At 72.3% G+C, this 18184-nt stretch carries 16 protein-coding genes and 2 pseudogenes; 10 read left to right on the plus strand and 8 right to left on the minus strand.

All coding sequences use genetic code 11. From position 1 onward, the window contains the following. Positions 1-2: 2 nt before the first annotated feature. A complete protein-coding gene (locus tag ACILQ5_RS05195) occupies positions 3-983 on the minus strand; it encodes an alpha/beta fold hydrolase (RefSeq protein ID WP_395656905.1) in 981 nt (326 codons plus the stop codon). 24 nt (positions 984-1007) lie between these two features. Further along, positions 1008-1289: a helix-turn-helix domain-containing protein gene (locus ACILQ5_RS05200; RefSeq protein ID WP_395656906.1), complete on the minus strand. Its 282-nt coding sequence runs from the start codon at positions 1287-1289 to the stop codon at positions 1008-1010. Positions 1290-1387: 98 nt separating this feature from the next. Here ACILQ5_RS05200 and ACILQ5_RS05205 point away from each other — a divergent pair, with 98 nt between their 5' ends. Then, entirely contained in the window at positions 1388-2083 is a 696-nt protein-coding gene (locus tag ACILQ5_RS05205) for a hypothetical protein (RefSeq protein ID WP_395656907.1), read from the plus strand. After that, positions 2076-3314: a CpaE family protein gene (locus ACILQ5_RS05210; RefSeq protein ID WP_395656908.1), complete on the plus strand. Its 1239-nt coding sequence runs from the start codon at positions 2076-2078 to the stop codon at positions 3312-3314. Before ACILQ5_RS05205 ends, ACILQ5_RS05210 begins: the two co-directional genes overlap by 8 nt. A 72-nt stretch (positions 3315-3386) precedes the next feature. Here the strand turns inward: ACILQ5_RS05210 and ACILQ5_RS05215 are convergent, their stop codons facing one another. Then, complete coding sequence (locus ACILQ5_RS05215; protein ID WP_395656909.1) at positions 3387-4715, minus strand: hypothetical protein; 1329 nt, start codon at positions 4713-4715, stop codon at positions 3387-3389. Position 4716: 1 nt separating this feature from the next. After that, positions 4717-5100, minus strand: coding sequence for a hypothetical protein (locus ACILQ5_RS05220; protein WP_395656910.1), 384 nt, complete (start codon positions 5098-5100; stop codon positions 4717-4719). A 119-nt stretch (positions 5101-5219) separates the two neighbouring features. On the opposite strand from ACILQ5_RS05220, the gene ACILQ5_RS05225 reads away from it, so the two are divergent. Beyond that, on the plus strand, positions 5220-6698 hold the full coding sequence (locus tag ACILQ5_RS05225) for a wax ester/triacylglycerol synthase family O-acyltransferase (RefSeq protein WP_395656911.1): 1479 nt from the start codon (positions 5220-5222) through the stop codon (positions 6696-6698). Further along, on the plus strand, positions 6695-7036 hold the full coding sequence (locus ACILQ5_RS05230) for a DUF6912 family protein (protein WP_395656912.1): 342 nt from the start codon (positions 6695-6697) through the stop codon (positions 7034-7036). Before ACILQ5_RS05225 ends, ACILQ5_RS05230 begins: the two co-directional genes overlap by 4 nt. A gap of 9 nt (positions 7037-7045) precedes the next feature. Here the strand turns inward: ACILQ5_RS05230 and ACILQ5_RS05235 are convergent, their stop codons facing one another. Beyond that, complete coding sequence (locus ACILQ5_RS05235) at positions 7046-7570, minus strand: hypothetical protein (RefSeq protein WP_395656913.1); 525 nt, start codon at positions 7568-7570, stop codon at positions 7046-7048. A gap of 446 nt (positions 7571-8016) precedes the next feature. Here ACILQ5_RS05235 and ACILQ5_RS05240 point away from each other — a divergent pair. After that, positions 8017-8663 (plus strand): annotated as a pseudogene (locus ACILQ5_RS05240) (transposase). Further along, positions 8560-8805: pseudogene (locus tag ACILQ5_RS05245) on the plus strand (hypothetical protein); the annotation flags it as partial. The pseudogenes ACILQ5_RS05240 and ACILQ5_RS05245, both read left to right, overlap by 104 nt. 160 nt (positions 8806-8965) lie before the next feature. Here ACILQ5_RS05245 and ACILQ5_RS05250 read toward each other — a convergent pair. Next, a complete protein-coding gene (locus ACILQ5_RS05250) occupies positions 8966-9418 on the minus strand; it encodes a hypothetical protein (RefSeq protein ID WP_395656914.1) in 453 nt (150 codons plus the stop codon). Between the two features lie 201 nt (positions 9419-9619). On the opposite strand from ACILQ5_RS05250, the gene pruA reads away from it, so the two are divergent. Both pruA and ACILQ5_RS05260 read left to right on the plus strand, forming a co-directional pair. Then, positions 9620-11248, plus strand: coding sequence for an L-glutamate gamma-semialdehyde dehydrogenase (gene pruA, locus ACILQ5_RS05255; RefSeq protein WP_395656915.1), 1629 nt, complete (start codon positions 9620-9622; stop codon positions 11246-11248). Further along, entirely contained in the window at positions 11245-11424 is a 180-nt protein-coding gene (locus ACILQ5_RS05260) for a hypothetical protein (protein ID WP_395656916.1), read from the plus strand. Before pruA ends, ACILQ5_RS05260 begins: the two co-directional genes overlap by 4 nt. Here the strand turns inward: ACILQ5_RS05260 and ACILQ5_RS05265 are convergent. Beyond that, the gene (locus ACILQ5_RS05265) at positions 11409-11894 is read right to left on the minus strand and encodes a DUF2505 domain-containing protein (protein WP_395656917.1); all 486 of its coding nucleotides are present in this window, start codon (positions 11892-11894) and stop codon (positions 11409-11411) included. The two genes, ACILQ5_RS05260 and ACILQ5_RS05265, sit on opposite strands and share 16 nt — an antisense overlap. Beyond that, positions 11894-12376 (minus strand): DUF2505 domain-containing protein, encoded by a 483-nt coding sequence (locus ACILQ5_RS05270; RefSeq protein ID WP_395656918.1) that lies wholly within the window; start codon positions 12374-12376, stop codon positions 11894-11896. The genes ACILQ5_RS05265 and ACILQ5_RS05270 overlap by 1 nt, the downstream gene beginning before the upstream one ends. Before the next feature lie 19 nt (positions 12377-12395). Between ACILQ5_RS05270 and ACILQ5_RS05275 the strand changes: the two genes are divergently transcribed. Together ACILQ5_RS05275 and ACILQ5_RS05280 are read left to right on the plus strand one after the other, a co-directional pair. Then, a complete protein-coding gene (locus tag ACILQ5_RS05275) occupies positions 12396-13202 on the plus strand; it encodes a tryptophan 2,3-dioxygenase family protein (RefSeq protein ID WP_395656919.1) in 807 nt (268 codons plus the stop codon). Between the two features lie 56 nt (positions 13203-13258). Further along, positions 13259-18151, plus strand: a complete 4893-nt coding sequence (locus ACILQ5_RS05280) for an NAD-glutamate dehydrogenase (protein WP_395656920.1) — start codon at positions 13259-13261, stop codon at positions 18149-18151. Positions 18152-18184 lie beyond the last annotated feature (33 nt).

The raw sequence follows: 18184 nt of genomic DNA on the forward strand, positions 1-18184 counted from the left end.
CCTCAGGCCGTGGGACCGGTCGCGCCGACCAGGCGGGCGCCCGGCACCGGGTGGCCGGGGTCGGTGCCCGGTGGGACGCGCAGCAGCGCCGCGACCACCTCGGGCCGGTCGAGCTGCGGGTAGTGGTTGGCCGTCGGGATCCGCCAGGACGCCGACGGGACCTGCCGGCCCTGCAGGTGCTCGGTCCAGACGAGGTCGGCCACCCGGGGCGGCGCGATCGTGTCCAGCTCGCCCCAGACGACCGAGGTCGGCACCGGGCCGGCGGCCAGGCTCTCCAGCCACGCGGCCTCGTGGACGCGACGCTCGTGGAGGTACTGGATCAGCCGGTGCTGGACGCGCATGCCGTCCTGGTGGGCGAGCATCCCCTCGATCGCCGCGGTCTCCTCGGCGTCCAGGGCCGGGGTGCAGGTGCGGCGGGCCAGGCCGCGCGCGAACACCCGCGTGGGCAACAACCGGGAGAGCGGCGGACCGGCGACGGGGCTGAGCAGCGCCTTCTGGATGCCGGTGAGCTGCGCGAGCGGCAGCCAGACGTTGCCGTTGAGCATCACCAGCCCGGTGACGTCGTACGGCGCCCCCTCGGTGCGCACCAGGTCCAGCAGCGCCAGCCCGACGCTGTCGCCGCGGTCGTGGGTCACGAGCGTGAACCGGTCGAGCCCGAAGGTCGTGCGCACCAGGTGGTCGACCAGCCGCGCGTCGTCGAGGATCGAGTAGCGGTAGTCCCCGCGTGGCTTGTCCGAGAGCCCGTAGCCCGGGAGGTCCACCAGGCACAGCAGGTGGTCGTCCTCGAGCAGCGACACGACCCGGTGGAAGTCGTAGCTGCTGGTGGGGTAGCCGTGCACGAGGACCAGCGCCGGCCGGTCCCGGTCGCCGCGGACCTGGACCCGGACGGTGACGTCGGCGTGCCCGGCGTTCTCGGGCGTGGTCGAGCGCCAGCGGACGCTGGACCCGCGCTCCGCCCACTCCTGCACCCGGGTGCTCGGCATCGCCCCTCCTCGGTCGGGCACACCCTAGTGAGGGCCGGCTGCCTCCGTGGCCGAACCGGAGCCGGGCACCTGGTCGCGCGCCTCGGTCTCGACGTAGGGGTGCTCGTCGACGAAGGTGCGGGTCTCGTCGTACATCCGCTGGATGAACTCCTCGAGCTGGGTGGCCTCCACCCGCCACTGGCCGCGGCCGCCGATCTTGATGGCCGCCAGGTCGCCGCGCCGGACCAGGGCGTAGACCTGGGCGCTGGAGGTGTTGAGGACCTCGGCCACGTCGGCGAGCGTGAGGAAGCGCGGGGTGCCGGCCATGGGCCCATCGTCGCACCTGGCGGGACCGGCCGGCGCGGGCGCCCCGCCGCCTGTGGAGGACGGGTTTCGGTGCGCCGGGCACCGGCCACAATGACCGCGTGAGTCTCGGCACGACCCGGACGCCGGCCCGTCGGCCGGCGCCGGCAGAGCGCGCCTCCGCGGCGGCGGAGGCCGGTGCCGTGCCGGCCGCCACCCGGGCCACGCGGTCCGCGTGGCGCGACCCGCGGCTGTGGGTCGGGCTGCTCCTCGTGGCGGTGTCGGTCGTCGCCGGCGCCCGGCTGCTCGCCTCGGCCGACGACACCGTCGCGGTGTGGGCGGTCTCCACCGACGCCGGTCCGGGTGCCCGGCTGGACCCGGGCGACCTCGTCGCGCACCGGGTCCGCTTCGCGGACGGCGCCGACCTGGCCGGCTACTTCACCGTCGACGACGAGCTGCCGTCCGAGCTGCGCCTGGTGCGCGGCGTCGGCGCGGGCGAGCTGCTGCCGCGGGCGGCGGTCGGCAGCAGCGGGGCGCCGGCCGACGCCGTCGAGCTGCCCGTCGCCGTCGACGCCGAGCTGGTGCCGCCGTCGGTCGGGTCCGGGTCCGTGGTCGACATCTACCTCGCCGGCTCCCGGGCCGGCGCCGTGCTGACCGGCGCGACCGTCGTCGACGCGCCCGGCCCGGCGACCTCGTTCGGGTCCGCGACCGGCCGCCGCCAGCTGGTGCTCGCGGTGCCCGCGGACGACGCCGCCGAGTTCCTGGAGCAGGTCGGCCGGGTCCGCGAGCCGGTCCTGACCGTCCTCCGCCATGGCTGAGCCCACCCTCGTCATCGTGGTCGCCAGCGGGGCGGCCTGGGAGCCGGCGGTGCTCGAACGCCTCGGCGAGCACCCCCGCATCGTGCTGCTCAAGCGGTGCGTCGACGTCGACGACCTGCTGGCGGCCGCCACCGCGGGCCAGGCCCACGTCGCCGTCCTCGGCCTGGACTCGCCCGGGCTGGACCGGAGCGCGGTCGACCTGCTCCGCAAGCACGGCGTCCGGCCGGTCGCGATCGCCGCAGGCGGCGCCACGCTCGACGGTGCCCGGCTCCGCGCCGCCCGCACCGGCATCGCCCGGGTGGTCACCGACGACGACCTCGACGCGCTCGCCGGCGCCGTCCTCGACGAGGAGTCGCCCGAGACCGCGGTCCGGGTGCCGCAGCCCGACGGACCCCCGCCACCGCCGCCGACCGGCGCGGTGGGGCCGGTCAGCCCGGGACGGGTGGTCGCGGTCTGGGGCCCCGCCGGCGCCCCGGGTCGCACCACGCTCGCGACCGGGCTCGCGGCCGAGGTGGCACGCCGCGGCCGTCGTACCGTCCTCGTCGACGCGGACCCCTACGGCGGCGCCGTCGCGCAGCAGCTCGGCATCCTCGACGAGGTCTCGGGGCTGCTGTCCGCGGCCCGGCTGGCGTCGGCGGGCCAGCTGGAGGAGCGGTTCGGATCGGTCCAGCGGGGCCTCGACGACCGGCTCAGCGTGGTGACCGGGCTGCCCCGCGGCGACCGCTGGGTCGAGGTCCGGGCGGGCACCGTGGAGCACCTGCTCGAGGTGGCCCGAGCGCAGGGCGAGGTGGTGGTCGACACCGGGTTCAGCCTCGAGGACGACCCCGGCTCGGACTACGGCACCCGACCGGGGCGCAACCAGCTCACCCTCGGCGCCCTCGACGTGGCCGACGAGGTCGTCGTGGTGGGTGGCGCCGACCCGGTCGGGCTGTCCCGGCTGGCACGCGGGCTGGTGCAGGTCCGGGAGGTGCTGGGCGGGCGGCCGGTGCACGTGGTCGTCAACCGGATGCGCCCGACGCTCGGCTGGTCCGAGCGCGACATCGCCGGCATGGTGGCCGGCTTCGCCCGGCCGGCCGGGCTGCACTTCCTGCCCGACGACCAGCCGACCGTCGACCGTGCCCTGGTCGCCGGCCGCACCCTGGCCGAGCTCGGCGACTCCCCGCTCGGCCGGGCCGTCGCGCGCGTGGCCGACGCGGTCCTCGCGGCGAGCCCCGCGACCAGCGGCAGGTGAGCGCCGGCACGTCATCCGGTCCGGCTGCCCCGGCGACCGGGGCGCATGACGTCCGGTGGCCTGCCGGCCGGGCTACGCAGCGAACAGTAGGTACAGGCCCCCGACCGTGAACGCGATCATCGCGAACAGCAGGGGCAGCTGACCGGTCAGCTGGTGCCGCTTCGGGAGCACCCGGATCGCGCGGTCGTGGGCGGCGACCACACCAAGCACGTGGCCCAGCACGACCGCGAGCACCTTGATGTCGGCGAGCAGCGTGGGGTGGAGGCTGAGCCAGTAGCTCACCGTCAGGTCGCCGGTCCCGAACCAGTTGCTGCCATTGCTGAACGGGTCGCTGGCCTGGATGAGGGTCAGCTGGCCGACCTCGACGAGGTAGCTGAGGTAGTGGGCGATGATGTAGCCGCCGATGATCGGCACCACCGAGTGCGCGAACAGGTTGGGCAGCTCGCGGCGCCGCAGGTCGTCGCCCAGCCCGGTCAGCACGCAGCCCACCGCGAAGACCAGGCCGACGCCGACGCAGAACGTCAGCAGGGCCAGGTTGTTGAGCAGGTACGACGACACCGAGCTGCCCTGCACGAACTGGACCCACCGCGTGGAGTCCTTGAACGAGTCGAACGCGGTGCTGCCGAACAGCACCGACACGACGGCGAGCAGGCCGGGCAGCACCGGCGTGGTGTCGAGGTTGGCCAGCGGGCTGCGGACCACGAGCAGGTCCCCGCGCCGGCCCCAGACCGAGATCCGGGACACGAGCGTGGAGTAGACCTCGAAGGGATCGGCGCGCTCGTAGAAGACGTTGCCGAAGACCGCGCCGCCCACGAGCATCGCGGCGACGTACCCCGCACACCACAGCCGCACCGGACCGAGCTCGGTGGAGTAGGGGTAGACCAGCTCCATCCACACGAACGCGAACAGCCCGAGCGCGGCCGGCCAGTGGCCGAGCCGCTCCGGATAGGTCAGCAGGCCGCGCTCGGGGTCGCCGCCGGCGACCTTGGCGAACAGCAGGTTGATCGTGCGCCCGGGGCTGATCGCCTTCCAGACCGGGCCGAGGAGCATCGAGAGGGGGACCAGCCCGACCCACCACCACACGTAGAAGATCCCGAGGGCGGGGTTGATGACCAGGTCCTTGCCGAAGATCGCGGCCATCGCCGTGAAGAGGGCGATGAGCATCCCGACGGTGCGCCACAGCGCGCGCCACCCGACGGAGTCGACCACCCGGGCCAGCCACGCGGGTGCGGGCCGGCCGCTCGTCGCGGCGTCGTACCGGGGGTTGCGCCAGGCGACCGCGAGGACCGTGAACGAGATGACCAGGGCGGCGGTCGCACCGGCGATCGCGAGCTCGGGCGAGATCGGCAGGTCCTTGGCCCCGCCGATCCCGTGGGCGAGGGTGATGCCGTCGGTGGCCACCTCAGCTGACTTCGAGCTGCACGATCACCTTGTCCAGCGTGTGCGACTCGACGTCGACGGTGCCGGGCGTGGTGATCGGGGTGAGCTCCAGGTCGGTCTCGCCCTGCTCGTACTCGAGCTCCTGCTCGGGGCTGGAGTGGACGTGGATCTCGCCGGGGGCGTCAGCGGTGACGTGCAGGGTGACCGGCTGGCCGACCTCCACCTCGACACGCTCGCCGCTCGGGGTGACCGAGTCACCCTCGACCGTGACGTCGATGACCTTCGGCTCGGTGCCCGAGCCGGCGCTGGGGTCGGCGCCGAGCCCTCCGTCGGACTCGGAGCCGCCGCAGGCGCCGAGCGCCGCCGCGCACACGAGGAGGGTCAGGCTGGCCAGCGCTCGGCGCATGATCTCGGGGCCCTTCTGCTCGGGGGGAGGTGACCGGATCGGTCCGTGACGTCTGTCAGAATCGCATGTGATACCAACCGTCGGTACGTGACCCCGGTGATGCGACGAGAGGCGGCACCATGAGCGAGCGGCTCCGCCCGCGGGACGTGGCCCTGCTCGCCGAGGAGTCGGCGTCGACGCCGATGCACAACGCCACGGTGGAGATCTTCGACCCGGGTCAGTCCGGCTTCGACTACCCCCAGCTGGTGCGCCTGGTCCAGGAGCGGCTCTCCTTCGTGCCGCGCTACCGGCAGCGGATCCAGACCGTGCCGGGCCGGCTCGCGAACCCGCTGTGGGTCGACGACGACCACTTCGACCTGGGCTACCACGTACGCCGGTCCGCGCTGCCCCGCCCGGGGAGCCACGACCAGCTGCGCGAGCTGGTGGCGCGCATCGTCTCGCGTCCGCTGGACCGCAGCCGGCCGCTGTGGGAGATCTACTTCGTCGAGGGCCTGGCCCACGGCCGGGTGGCGCTGCTCTCGAAGTCCCACCAGGTCCTCGTCGACGGCATGCACACCGTCGACCTCGGCCAGGTGCTGCTGGACAAGTCGCCCGAGCCCAAGGAGCTCGGCACCGACGACTGGCGTCCTCGCGGCCACCCGTCACCCTTCGGGCTGATGGCCGGCGCCGTCCACGACTCGCTGACCGACCCCGCCACGGTCGCGGCCACGGCCCGCACCACCACCGGGTCGGTGCTGCGTGGCGTCGCCGACACCGCCCGCTCGGCCGGGCGGGTCTTCGACGCCCTGGCCAACCGCACGCCGTCCGCGGGCTCGCCGATCATCGGCCCGCTGTCGCAGCAGCGCCGCGTCGTCGCGGTGCGCACCGACCTGGCCGACCACCGCAAGATCCGGGAGGCGCACGGCGGCACCGTCAACGACGTCATCCTCGCGACGATCACCGGCGCGCTGCGTGCCTGGCTGCTGACCCGCTCCGAGTCGATGCACGGGGTGAGCGAGGTGCGCGCCGTGGTGCCGATCTCGGTGATCGACGACGAGATGGAGGCCACCTCGCTCGGCAGCCAGATCGCGGCGCACTTCGTCGACCTGCCGGTCCGCGAGCCCAGCCCGGTCGTGCGGCTCCACCAGGTCTCCTACTCCTTCCAGGCGCACAAGGAGACCGGCCGGGCCGTCGCGGCCAGCCGGCTGACGAGCATCTCGGGCTTCGCGCCGGCCACCTTCCACGCGATCGGCTCGCGGCTCGCCGCGCGGGAGCGCCGCTCCTACCAGCTCAACGTCACCAACGTGCCCGGACCGCAGGCGCCGCTGTACGCCGCCGGGGCCCGGATGCTCGAGACCTACCCGGTCCCGCCGCTGCTCGAGGGACACCCGCTGGCGATCGGCGTGACGTCGTACGACGGCCACGTCTACTACGGCCTCACGGCCGACCGCGACATGCTCCCGGACGCCGACCTGCTCGGGCCGTGCCTGCGCGAGTCGCTCGACGAGCTGCTCGACTCCGCCACCGGCGGCCGGACCCGGGCACCGCGCGGACGGCGCCGGCGCAAGGCACCCGCGAAGGCACCCGCGAAGGCACCCGGCAAGGACGAGCCTCGGTGAGGATCTACCTGCCGACGACGCTCGCCCTGCTCGCCGAGCAGCACGCCGCCGGAGCGGTGCTCGTGCCCGACGGGGCGGTGGTCGCCGAGGACGACAGCGAGGACGCCGAGTACGCCGCGCTCATGACCGCCGCCGACGCCTCGGCTGTCCAGCTCGCGGGCGCCGGGCGACGCGTGGTCGTGGTGGCCGACCTGGCGGCCGAGCCGGCCGTCGGCGCCGCGGTGCCGTGGCGCGAGGTGGTCGCCGTGCACGCCGACGTCGAGGACCGGCCGGCCGGCGCCGACCCGGACGAGGACCTGGCGTGGTTCGCGACCCAGGAGGTCCCGGACCTGTTTTGACCGGCCGGGTCAGGCCTCGGAGCCGAAGCGGCGCAGGTGCCGGCGACGCACCCGGACCAGGGCCGGCTTGACGGCCGGCTCGGCGGCGGGCAGCTGCCACCACGACTCGAGCTCGGCGGTGACGTCGGTCCGCTCGCGGCGGGCACCGCCGACCTGGGTCGGCGCCGGGGCCGGCTCGTCGACGACCTCGGGCCGGCGCTCGGTGTGGACGAGCATGCGCACGCAGGTCTGCGGGAGCTCGTCGACGAGGGCGGCGTCCGCCACCACGTGGGAGGCGGTGGCCGGGGCGGCGGCGAGCGCGGCCCGCACGGCGGTGGGCTCGGTGACGAGGTCGACCTCGGCGGTCGGGTAGCAGTCGATCAGCTGGTGGACCTGGTCGGTGAGCACCGTGCGCAGGAAGCGCTGGAGGCCGGGGTCGGCGTCCGGCTCGGGGCAGTGCACCACCGTGAGCGACAGGCCGTGCAGGGCGGCCAGCTCGAAGGCGGCGTCGAGGATCGGCATCGCCCAGACGGTGCCGTCGCTGATCGCGAGCACCCCGTCGGCGGTCGGCGCGGCCGTGACCTCGACGAGGGTAGGCGTCCCAGGGAGTGGTGGGGTTTGAGGTTCACCGGCGAGGCGTGCTGACGTAGGCGGCCACCGGCGGGATCTTCGGTGTGAAACGACCAAGCAACACACTGAAGGAGATCCACCGATGGCCTTGCCCCAGTCTGCAACTTCGGCCCTGTTCGAGCTGCTCGAGGCGTTCCTGCGCAAGGACATGGACTCGACCGTGAATCGGCCTGGCGTCGCGCCGGTGGAGCTGATCGAAGCCGAAGCGACCGAGGAGGATCGGCGCAGCACCTGCACGAACGCACCCGGATCGGGTCACCGACCGCATCAACAACGGCCTCGATGCTGTCGACCAAGGCCGGTGATGTCGAGCTACGATCCCCAAGCTCCGCAAGGGTCGTTCTTCCTGGTCATCCTGGAACCGCGGCGCCATCGACCAGGCGCTGTACGCGGTGGTGATGGAGACCTACGTCCACGGTGTCTCGACCCGCGCCGTGGACGAGCTGGTCGAAGCCATGGGCGTCGACGCCGGGATCAGCAAGTCGAGGTGTCCCGGATCTGCGCCGGCCTCGACGAACAGGTAGACGCGTTCCGCACCCCGGTCCCTGGAGCACACCGAGTTCCGCGTCTACCTCGACGCGACTACCTCAACGTCCGCAATGCCACCGGCCAAGTGGTGTCCATGGCCGTGGTCGTGGCCACCGGGATCGCTGCCGACGGCTCCCGCGAGGTCCTCGGACTCGACGTCGGCGACAGCGAGGACGAGACCTTCTGGCGCGGCTTCCTGGTCGCGCTCAAGCAGCAGAGCCTGCACGACATGCGGCTGGTGATCTCAGACCAGCACTCCGGGCTGGTCAAGGCACTCAAGCGGTCCTTCCAGGGCGCCGGACACCAGCGGTGCCGGGTCCACTTCGCCCGCAACCTGCTCGCGCACGTGCCCAAGTCCCACACCGACATGGTCGCGGCGCGGTGGTATGCACGGTCTTCGCCCAGCCCCGACGACGCCGAGGCCGTCAGCACCGCGTGGGACGAGGTCCGCGACCAGCTCGCCAAGTCGTTCCCAAGATCGGGCCGCTGATGGACGACGCCAAGGCCGAGGTGCGCGTTCACCGCGTTCCCGCGGGCGCACTGGCAGAAGATCTGGTCCACCAACCCGCTCGAACGAGGTCAACAAGGAGATCAAGCGCGCCCGCGCGGGTCGGATCTTCCCCAACCCCGCCGCCGTCATCAGGCTCGTCGGAGCCGTGCTGGCAGACATGCATGCACGAATGGCAACCGGTGACCGCCGCTACCTATCCGAGGGATCCATGGCGCTGCTCTACCCCGACAGCGATACTGGACACATCGCCGCCATCGAGGCCGGCGAGTAGGCACCGAGGATCACCTCAAAGCCCACCACCCCGCGGGGCTCTGTCCGACGAGGTGGCAGCCGAGGTCGCCGTCCAGCTGGACCCCGAGACCGTCCAGCGTGGATCCGGCCCGACCCGAGCGCGGTCCGACGACGACCATCGACCCGACCGAGCCGACGTTGGCCAGCGCGGTCGCGGAGGTGCTGAGGCTGACCGAGTCCTCGACGGTGAGCCCGGGGGCCAGGGCGCGGATCTCGGCGCGGGCGCGGTCGATGATCCGCTGGCCGTCGGCCGACGCCCGGTTGATGACGGTGCCGAGGTCCTCGCCGATGTCGAGGTGGGTGGCCACCTGGCTGCCGACCGCGTGGACGAGCAGGATCGAGGACCGGCGGAGGACGGCCTCCCGCGCCGCCCAGGCGACGACCTTCGCGGTCTGCGGCCGTTCGTCGACTCCGACAATGATCTGCTGGGGGGTGGTACTCATCGAAGGTCACCTCCTCGGTGGCTTCTGGGTGTGGTCGATCTGACACCTGAAGCCTCCTCCGGCCAGGGCGTGCCGAGCACGGGCGTAGGGCGCTGGTCACTAGAGGACTACGACCGGTGGCGACCCGGTACGAATGCACCACTCCCGGGGCAGGACGTACCGGCTCGGCCCCGGGCCCTTGTGCTCGCTACCCTCGCTGGCATGGACGCTGTCACCACCCCGCCGGCTCCCACCAACGAGCCGAACCTGACCTACGCACCGGGCACCCCCGAGCGCGACGCGCTGCACGTCGAGATCGAGCGCCTCGAGAAGGAGCAGAAGAACCTGCGCGCCTACATCGGCGGGCGGTGGAAGGCCGGGGGCGGCCGGGAGATCCAGGTCGTCCAGCCCCACGACCACCAGCACGTGCTCGGCACCCTGAAGAACTCCACCCAGGCCGACGCCCGCGCCGCCGTCAAGGCCGCGGCCGACGCGGCGCCGGAGTGGCGGGCGCTGGACTTCGACGACCGGGCGGCGATCCTGCTCAAGGCCGCCGACCTGCTCGCCGGCCCGTGGCGCCAGCGGCTCAACGCCGCCACCGTGCTCGGCCAGTCGAAGACGCCGTTCCAGGCCGAGATCGACGCCGCCTGCGAGCTCATCGACTTCTGGCGCTACAACGTCCACTACGCGCGCGAGATCCTCGCCGACCAGCCGATCGCCAACAGCCCCGGCGTGTGGAACCGCACGGACCACCGGCCGCTCGAGGGCTTCGTCTACGCGATCACCCCGTTCAACTTCACCGCGATCGCCGGCAACCTGCCGACCGCCCCGGCGCTGATGGGCAACACCGTCATCTGGAAGCCGTCGCCCACCCAGCAGCTGGCCGCGTCGCTGACGATGGAGCTGCTGGAGGAGGCGGGGATGCCGCCGGGCGTCATCAACATGCTGCCCGGTGACGGGCTCGAGGTCTCGCAGGTCGCGCTGGCCCACCCGGACCTGGCCGGCATCCACTTCACCGGCTCGACGCCGACCTTCCAGCACCTGTGGCGCGAGGTCGGCAACAACATCGAGAACTACCGCTCCTACCCCCGCATCGTCGGCGAGACCGGCGGCAAGGACTTCATCGTCGCCCATCCGTCGGCCGACCCGGGCGTGGTCCGCACCGCGATGATCCGCGGCGCCTTCGAGTTCCAGGGCCAGAAGTGCTCGGCCGCGTCCCGGGCGTACGTCGCCCGCTCGGTGTGGAAGAAGATGAAGGACTCCTTCCTCGCCGAGATCGAGACCATCACCGTCGGCGACCCGACCGACTTCACCACCTTCATGGGTGCGGTCATCGACGACCGGGCGTTCGCCAAGCACAAGGCCGCGATCACCCGCGCCAAGCGGCAGAAGAAGCTCGAGGTGATCGCCGGCGGCCGGGTCGACGACTCGGTGGGCTGGTTCGTCCACCCGACGGTCGTGGAGTCCACCGACCCGACCGACCAGATGTTCACGACCGAGTACTTCGGCCCGATCCTGGCCGTCCACGTCTACGACGACGCCGACTTCGAGAAGGTCGTGCGCGGGATGGAGTCGATCGCGCCGTACGCCCTGACCGGCTCGATCATCGCCCAGGACCGCCGGGCGATCGCCTGGGCCCAGCGCGAGCTGCGCTTCGCGGCCGGCAACTTCTACATCAACGACAAGCCCACCGGCGCCGTCGTCGGCCAGCAGCCGTTCGGCGGCGGCCGGGCCTCCGGGACCAACGACAAGGCGGGCGCGGCGGTCAACCTGCTGCGCTGGACCTCGCCGCGGTCGATCAAGGAGACCTTCGTCCCGCCGACCGACTACCGCTACCCGTACCTCGGGTGATCCTGCTGCACCTGGGTGCCCTGCACCCGGCGGAGAAGGCCCTGACCCTGGTCCTGGCCTTCGGCCCGTTCCTCGTCCTGGCGGCGGTCGTGTGGGTGCGCCGCCGCCAGGACGCGCGCGCCGAGCAGCTCGAGGGCCCCGACGGGCTCGAGGGTGGCTCTCAGGCCGAGAGGTAGCCGCGCCCGACGGCGTTCTCGGCGTCCAGCGCCTTGCGCAGCAGCTCGGCGATCAGGCCCTCGATCTTGCCGCCGACCAGCGGCACGTGGACCTTGATGAGCACGTCGACGGTCTCGGTCGTCCGGCCGTCACGCTCCTCGAGCCGGATCGTGCCGATCATCTCGCCCGGCTTGCCGGGGATCGTCACGTGCAGCTCGGCGGCATCGGCGGAGGTCCACTCCTCGCGCTGGACGATGTCGATCTCGTCGCCGACGAACTTCTTCGCGAACGACGGGATGCCCCGGGCGGGCTGCACCTGCTCGACGACCACGGTGCGGGTGCCGTCGGCGTGCTCCTCGACGTCGACCGAGGAGCTCAGCACCCGCTGGTAGGCGCAGACGTCCTCGCGGAACGCGGCGTCCCCGAGCATCGCCGAGACCTGGTCGAGCGGGGCGTCGTAGGTGATGTCGTGGATGAGCCGGGTGGCCATCAGCGCCCGCCGGCGAGCCAGGTGACGCCCACCTCGTGCTCGGCGTCCATGCCCGCGGCGACCTTCTCGCCGAGCAGCTTCTCGAGCTTGCCGCCGATGAGCGGGAGCTTGACCTTGATCTCGAGCTCGACGATCTCGCGGGTGCCGGAGCCCTCGGGGCGCAGGGTGATCGTCCCGATCAGCGTCGAGGGCTTGCCGGGCGTGTCGATCTGCAGGGTGCCGCCGGTCGTGTCCGCCCACGACTCGCGCTGGATCGCGTGGGTCGAGTGGCCCGCGAAGGTACGGGCGAAGGACGGCAGGTCGTCGGTGCGCTGCATCTGGTCGACCGTGAGCTCGAACTTGTTGCCGTCCCTCTCGAGGACCACGTCGGCCGAGATCACGTCCTGGGCGGCGGCGGAGGCCTCGCGGAAGCCGGGGTCCGCCAGCATCTCGAAGACCTCGGCGGGGGAGGCGTCGTACGTCATCTCGTGTCGGAACTTCATGCGGCCATAGTCTCAGGTCATGACCGACGAGACGTTCGTATCCTTCGGAGAGCAGGGAGCGCAGCTGACCTACGGCTCCTACCTCCGGCTGCCGCAGCTGCTCGACTCCCAGCACCTGGAGTCCGACCCGCCGGCGCACGACGAGCTGCTCTTCATCACGATCCACCAGGTCTACGAGCTGTGGTTCAAGCAGCTGCTGCACGAGCTGACCTCGGCGCGCGACGCCATGCTGCGCGGGGTCGAGGGCGGCCGGCTCTGGTGGGCGCAGCACCTGATGACCCGCGCGCACGTCATCGAGCGGGTGCTCGTCCAGCAGGTCGACGTGCTGGAGACGATGACCCCGCAGGACTTCCTCCAGTTCCGCCAGCGCCTCGCGCCGGCGAGCGGCTTCCAGTCGGTCCAGTTCCGCGAGCTGGAGTTCCTGTCGGGGGCCAAGGACGCTGCCTACCTCCGGCGGTTCAAGGGGATCACCGCCACCGAGCAGGCGCGTCTCGACGCCCGGCTCGCCGAGCCCACGCTCTGGGACGCGTTCGTCGCGGTGCTCGCGTCCTCCGGGCTCCCCGCCGGGAACGACGCGGAGGTGTCCGCGTCGATGCGGACCGTGGCCCACGACCGGGACACCTACGCCGTGGTGTGGGCCCTCGGGGAGGCGCTGCTGCAGCACGACGAGCTCGCCGCGGGCTGGCGCGCCCGGCACGTCGTGATGGTCGAGCGGATGATCGGGAGCAAGTCCGGGACCGGTGGCTCGAGCGGCTCGACCTACCTGCGCTCGCGTCTCCCGGTGCAGTACTACCCGCTCCTCTGGGACCTGCGCAGCCAGCTCTGAGCGGCTGGCCGGGGGGTGACTGGCTGGTAGGTGGTCCGGGGTTCTAGTGTCGGAGGGTGTCAACGTCGACGCGTGAGCAGGACCTGTCCACCCTCCTCTCAGGAGCCATCGAGCTGGCCCGGTCCCGGAGGGACCCGGGCGGTCCGCCGGACGACACGGTCGACACGCTCGTCCGGGCCTACTACCGCCACGTCGCGGTCGAGGACCTGACCTCGCGGAGCAGCGAGGACCTCTACGGCGCGGTCGCCTCGCACTACGGGCTCGCGTCCCACCGGCCCCAGGGCACGGCCCGGGTGCGCGTGTTCACCCCCACCACCGCCGACGACGGGTGGTCCGCCGACGGGCGCTCGGTGGTCGAGGTCGTCGTCGACGACATGCCGTTCCTCGTCGACTCGTTGACGATGGAGCTCTCCCGCGAGCTGCACGACGTGCACCTGGTGGTGCACCCGCTCCTGGACGTCACCCGCGACATCACCGGCGCCCTGCAGCAGGTCCGGCCGGTGGCCGAGGGGGCGGGCCCCGACGAGGACGTCGACGAGAAGGGCACCACGCGCCGCGAGTCGTGGATGCACGTCGAGATGGACCGGCTGACCGAGGGCGAGGACGTCGCCGCGATCGAGGCCGCGATCCAGCGGGTGCTCCGCGACGTCCGCGAGGCGGTCGAGGACTGGCCGAAGATGCACGCCCAGATCGCCGACATCGTGCACGAGCTCACGACCGAGCCGCCCGAGGGCGTGGACGTCGACGAGGTGCACCGCGCCCGCGACCTGCTGCAGTGGCTGGCCGAAGAGCACTTCACCTTCCTGGGCTACCGCGAGTACTCCCTCGAGCGCCGCGACGGCGGGGAGTGCCTGCGCGCCGTGCCGGGCACCGGGCTCGGGATCCTGCGCGCCGACCCGGACATGGCGCAGGCCGGACAGCTGCCGGCCGCGGCGGCGGCGAAGGCGCGCGAGAAGACCGTGCTGGTGCTGACGAAGGCGAACTCGCGCTCGACGGTGCACCGCCCGGCGTACCTCGACTACGTCGGCGTCAAGAAGTTCGAGGACGGCGAGGTCGTCGGCGAGCGCCGCTTCCTCGGGCTCTACTCCAGTGCCGCCTACACCGAGTCCCTGACCCGCATCCCGCTGCTGCGCGACCGCGCCGAGCTGGTCCTGAAGCGGATCGGGTTCGCGCCCGACAGCCACGACGGCAAGGCGCTCATGGACACCCTCGAGACCTACCCGCGCGACGAGCTGTTCCACACCACCGTCGACGAGCTCGCGCCGATGGCCGAGCAGGCGATGCACGCCCGGGAGCGGCGCCAGCTGAAGCTCTTCATCCGCCGCGACACCTACGGCCGCTACGTCTCGGTGCTCGTCTACCTGCCTCGCGACCGCTACAACACCGCGGTCCGGGAGCGGTTCGTCCAGATCCTCAAGGAGCAGCTCGGCGGGGACTCGGTCGAGTTCACCGTGCGGCTGACCGAGTCCACGACCGCGCGCGTCCACTTCGTCGTGCACCCGCCGAAGGGCGCGTCCACCCTCGAGGTCGACGCCGCCGACCTCGAGCGCCGGATGGCCGAGGCGTCCCGCTCCTGGCGCGACGACTTCGTCAGCGCCGTGCTCAGCCAGTACGACGAGCAGGTCGGTGCCCGGCTCGCCCGGCGCTACGCGGACTCGCTGCCGGAGGCCTACAAGGAGGACTTCCCGCCGGCCACCGGCGCGGTCGACCTGGGACGGCTGGAGTCCCTGACGGTCGGTGAGAGCGGCGGCATCGACCTGTCGCTCTACCAGGACCTCGACGCCGGCCAGGGCGAGGCGCGGCTGAAGGTCTACCGGATCGGCTCGCCGCTCTCGCTCTCCCACGTGCTGCCGATGCTGTCGTCGATGGGCGTCGAGGTCGTCGATGAGCGGCCCTACCAGCTCGACGGGCTGGAGCGTCCGACGTACATCTACGAGTTCGGGCTGCGCTACGCCCGGGCGCTGCCCGACGACTCCGGCGAGCTGTTCCAGGACGCGATCCGCTCGATCTGGGAGGGGCACAACGAGATCGACGGGTTCAACGCCCTGGTCCTCGGTGCCGGGCTGACCTGGCGACAGGCGACGGTGCTGCGCGCCTACGCCAAGTACATGCGCCAGGGGAACTCGCCGTTCGCCCTCGACTACATCCAGGACGCGCTGCGCTTCAACGTCGACATCACCCGGCTGCTGGTGCTGCTCTTCGAGGTCCGGTTCGACCCCACGGCCGACCTCAGCCGCGCGGAGAAGGTCGAGGCCCGCATCGAGAGGGCGCTGGACGGCGTCGCCAGCCTCGACCACGACCGGATCCTGCGGTCCTACCTCGCCCACATCAAGGGCACCCTGCGCACGAACTACTACCAGCAGGCGCCCGACGGCGGACCGCGCTCCTACATCTCCTTCAAGCTCGACCCGTCGGGCATCCCCGACCTGCCCCAGCCCAAGCCCCGCTACGAGATCTTCGTCTACTCGCCGCGGGTCGAGGGCGTGCACCTGCGCTTCGGTGCGGTCGCCCGCGGTGGCCTGCGCTGGTCGGACCGCCGCGACGACTTCCGCACCGAGGTGCTCGGGCTGGTCAAGGCGCAGATGGTGAAGAACACCGTGATCGTGCCGGTGGGGGCGAAGGGCGGCTTCTTCTGCAAGCAGCTCCCCGACTCCTCCGACCGGGACGCGTGGCTGGCCGAGGGTGTGGCCTGCTACCGGACCTTCATCTCCGGCCTGCTCGACATCACCGACAACCTCGTCGACGGGCGGACCGTGCCGCCGCAGGACGTGGTCCGCCACGACGGCGACGACTCCTACCTCGTCGTCGCTGCCGACAAGGGCACCGCGACGTTCTCCGACATCGCCAACGAGGTCGCGAAGTCGTACGGCTTCTGGCTGGGCGACGCGTTCGCCAGCGGCGGGTCGGTCGGCTACGACCACAAGGCGATGGGCATCACCGCCCGCGGCGCCTGGGTCTCGGTGCAGCGGCACTTCCGCGAGCGGGGGATCGACTCCCAGGCCGAGGACTTCACCTGCGTCGGCATCGGCGACATGTCCGGTGACGTGTTCGGCAACGGGATGCTGTGCTCCGAGCACATCAAGCTGGTCGCGGCCTTCGACCACCGCGACATCTTCCTCGACCCCGACCCCGACCCCACGACGTCGTACGCTGAGCGCAAGCGGCTCTTCGAGCTGCCGCGGTCGAGCTGGCAGGACTACGACCACGACGTGATCTCCGAGGGCGGCGGCGTGTACTCGCGCTCGCTGAAGAAGATCACCATCAGCGAGCCGGTCCGGCGCGCGCTCGGCCTCGACGCCGACGTGGTGTCGATGACCCCGGCCGAGCTGATGCGTGCGATCCTGCTCGCGCCGGTCGACCTGCTGTGGAACGGCGGCATCGGCACCTACGTGAAGGCGTCGACCGAGACCCACGCGGACGCGGGGGACAAGGCGAACGACGCGATCCGCGTCGACGGCCGCGACCTGCGCGCCCACGCGGTCGGCGAGGGCGGCAACCTCGGCCTCACCCAGCTCGGCCGCATCGAGTACGCCCGCGAGGGCCGGGGCCGCTCCGACGCCTCCCGGCGCGGCGGCCGGATCAACACCGACTTCATCGACAACTCGGCCGGTGTCGACACCTCCGACCACGAGGTGAACCTCAAGATCCTGCTCGACCGGGTCGTGAAGGACGGGGACCTCACCGAGGAGCAGCGCAACCACCTGCTCGCGGAGATGACCGACGAGGTCGCCGCCCTGGTGCTGCGCGACAACTACGAGCAGAACCTCGCCCTGGCCAACGCCGTCGCCCACGCGCCGTCGTTGATGCACGTCCACGAGGACTGGATCAGGTCGCTGGAGCGCGACGGGGTGCTCGACCGCGAGCTGGAGGGGCTGCCGAACCGCAAGGAGGTCCGGCGCCGGCTGGACAACGGCGAGGGGCTCTCGGCGCCCGAGATCGCAGTCCTGATGTCCTGGACGAAGATCGTCCTGGCCGAGCAGTTGCTGGAGTCCTCCGAGGTCGCGGACGACCACTACTTCGACCAGGACCTGCGCTCCTACTTCCCGCGCCCGGTCCGCGAGGGCTTCGAGCGCCAGGTGCACGAGCACCCGCTGCGCCGCGAGATCATCGTGACCCAGGTCGTCAACGACCTGGTCAACGGTGCCGGCCTGACCTTCGTCCCGCGGCTCGCGGGCGAGACCGGCGTCTCGCCGGCCGAGCTGGCCCGCGCGAACTTCGTGGCGCGCGAGATCTTCGGCTCGCTGCCGATGCGCGAGGAGCTGGCGTCGTGGGACAACAAGCTCGACGCCGCCGTGCAGACCCGGATGCGCCTGGAGATGCGCACCCTGGTCGAGCGGGCCTCGCGCTGGCTCGTCAACAACCGGCGGCCGCCGCTGGACAGCCAGGGCACCGTCGACCAGTTCACCGCGCCGGTGCAGCAGGTGATGGCCGTGCTCCCCGAGCTGATCACCGGTCGCGAGCTGGCAGCCTTCCAGGCCCGTCGCGACAAGCTGGTCGGCGAGGGCGTCCCCGAGGACCTCGCGTCGCGGGTGGCGGTCCTGCCGCCGTCGTACATGCTCCTCAACGTCGTGGAGATCGCGCTGCGTGAGGACCTCGACCCGGCGGAGGTGGCACGCGTGCACTTCACGCTCGGCGAGCGGCTCGGGCTGACCGCCCTGGTGCAGCGGATCCTCGGCCTGCCGCGCGCGGACCGGTGGCAGACGATGGCCCGGGCGGCGCTGCGCGACGACCTGCACGCCGTGCACGCGCAGCTCACCGCGCGGGTGCTCGCCACCACGTCCGCCGACGAGCCGGCTCCGCGGCGGATCTCGGCCTGGGAGGACGACAACGCGGTCCTCATCCCGCGGGCGGCCGAGACCCTCGGCGAGATCTGCGCCGACGACCACGCCGACCTGGCGCGGCTCTCGGTCGGCCTGCGCGTGGTGCGTGGCCTGCTGTCCACCGGCTGAGAAAGGTGCCGCCCCGGGACAACCCGCGAGAGC

It is taken from the genome of Nocardioides sp., from assembly GCF_044226305.1.
GTDB lineage: Bacteria > Actinomycetota > Actinomycetes > Propionibacteriales > Nocardioidaceae > Nocardioides.

Coding starts and splice junctions, on each gene's coding strand:
- ACILQ5_RS05195 (WP_395656905.1), bottom strand. CDS start 983: ATGCCGAGCACCCGGGTGCAGGAGTGGGCGGAGCGCGGGTCCAGCGTC.
- ACILQ5_RS05200 (WP_395656906.1), bottom strand. CDS start 1,289: ATGGCCGGCACCCCGCGCTTCCTCACGCTCGCCGACGTGGCCGAGGTC.
- ACILQ5_RS05210 (WP_395656908.1), top strand. CDS start 2,076: ATGGCTGAGCCCACCCTCGTCATCGTGGTCGCCAGCGGGGCGGCCTGG.
- ACILQ5_RS05220 (WP_395656910.1), bottom strand. CDS start 5,100: ATGCGCCGAGCGCTGGCCAGCCTGACCCTCCTCGTGTGCGCGGCGGCG.
- ACILQ5_RS05225 (WP_395656911.1), top strand. CDS start 5,220: ATGAGCGAGCGGCTCCGCCCGCGGGACGTGGCCCTGCTCGCCGAGGAG.
- ACILQ5_RS05250 (WP_395656914.1), bottom strand. CDS start 9,418: ATGAGTACCACCCCCCAGCAGATCATTGTCGGAGTCGACGAACGGCCG.
- pruA (WP_395656915.1), top strand. CDS start 9,620: ATGGACGCTGTCACCACCCCGCCGGCTCCCACCAACGAGCCGAACCTG.
- ACILQ5_RS05265 (WP_395656917.1), bottom strand. CDS start 11,894: ATGGCCACCCGGCTCATCCACGACATCACCTACGACGCCCCGCTCGAC.
- ACILQ5_RS05270 (WP_395656918.1), bottom strand. CDS start 12,376: ATGAAGTTCCGACACGAGATGACGTACGACGCCTCCCCCGCCGAGGTC.
- ACILQ5_RS05275 (WP_395656919.1), top strand. CDS start 12,396: ATGACCGACGAGACGTTCGTATCCTTCGGAGAGCAGGGAGCGCAGCTG.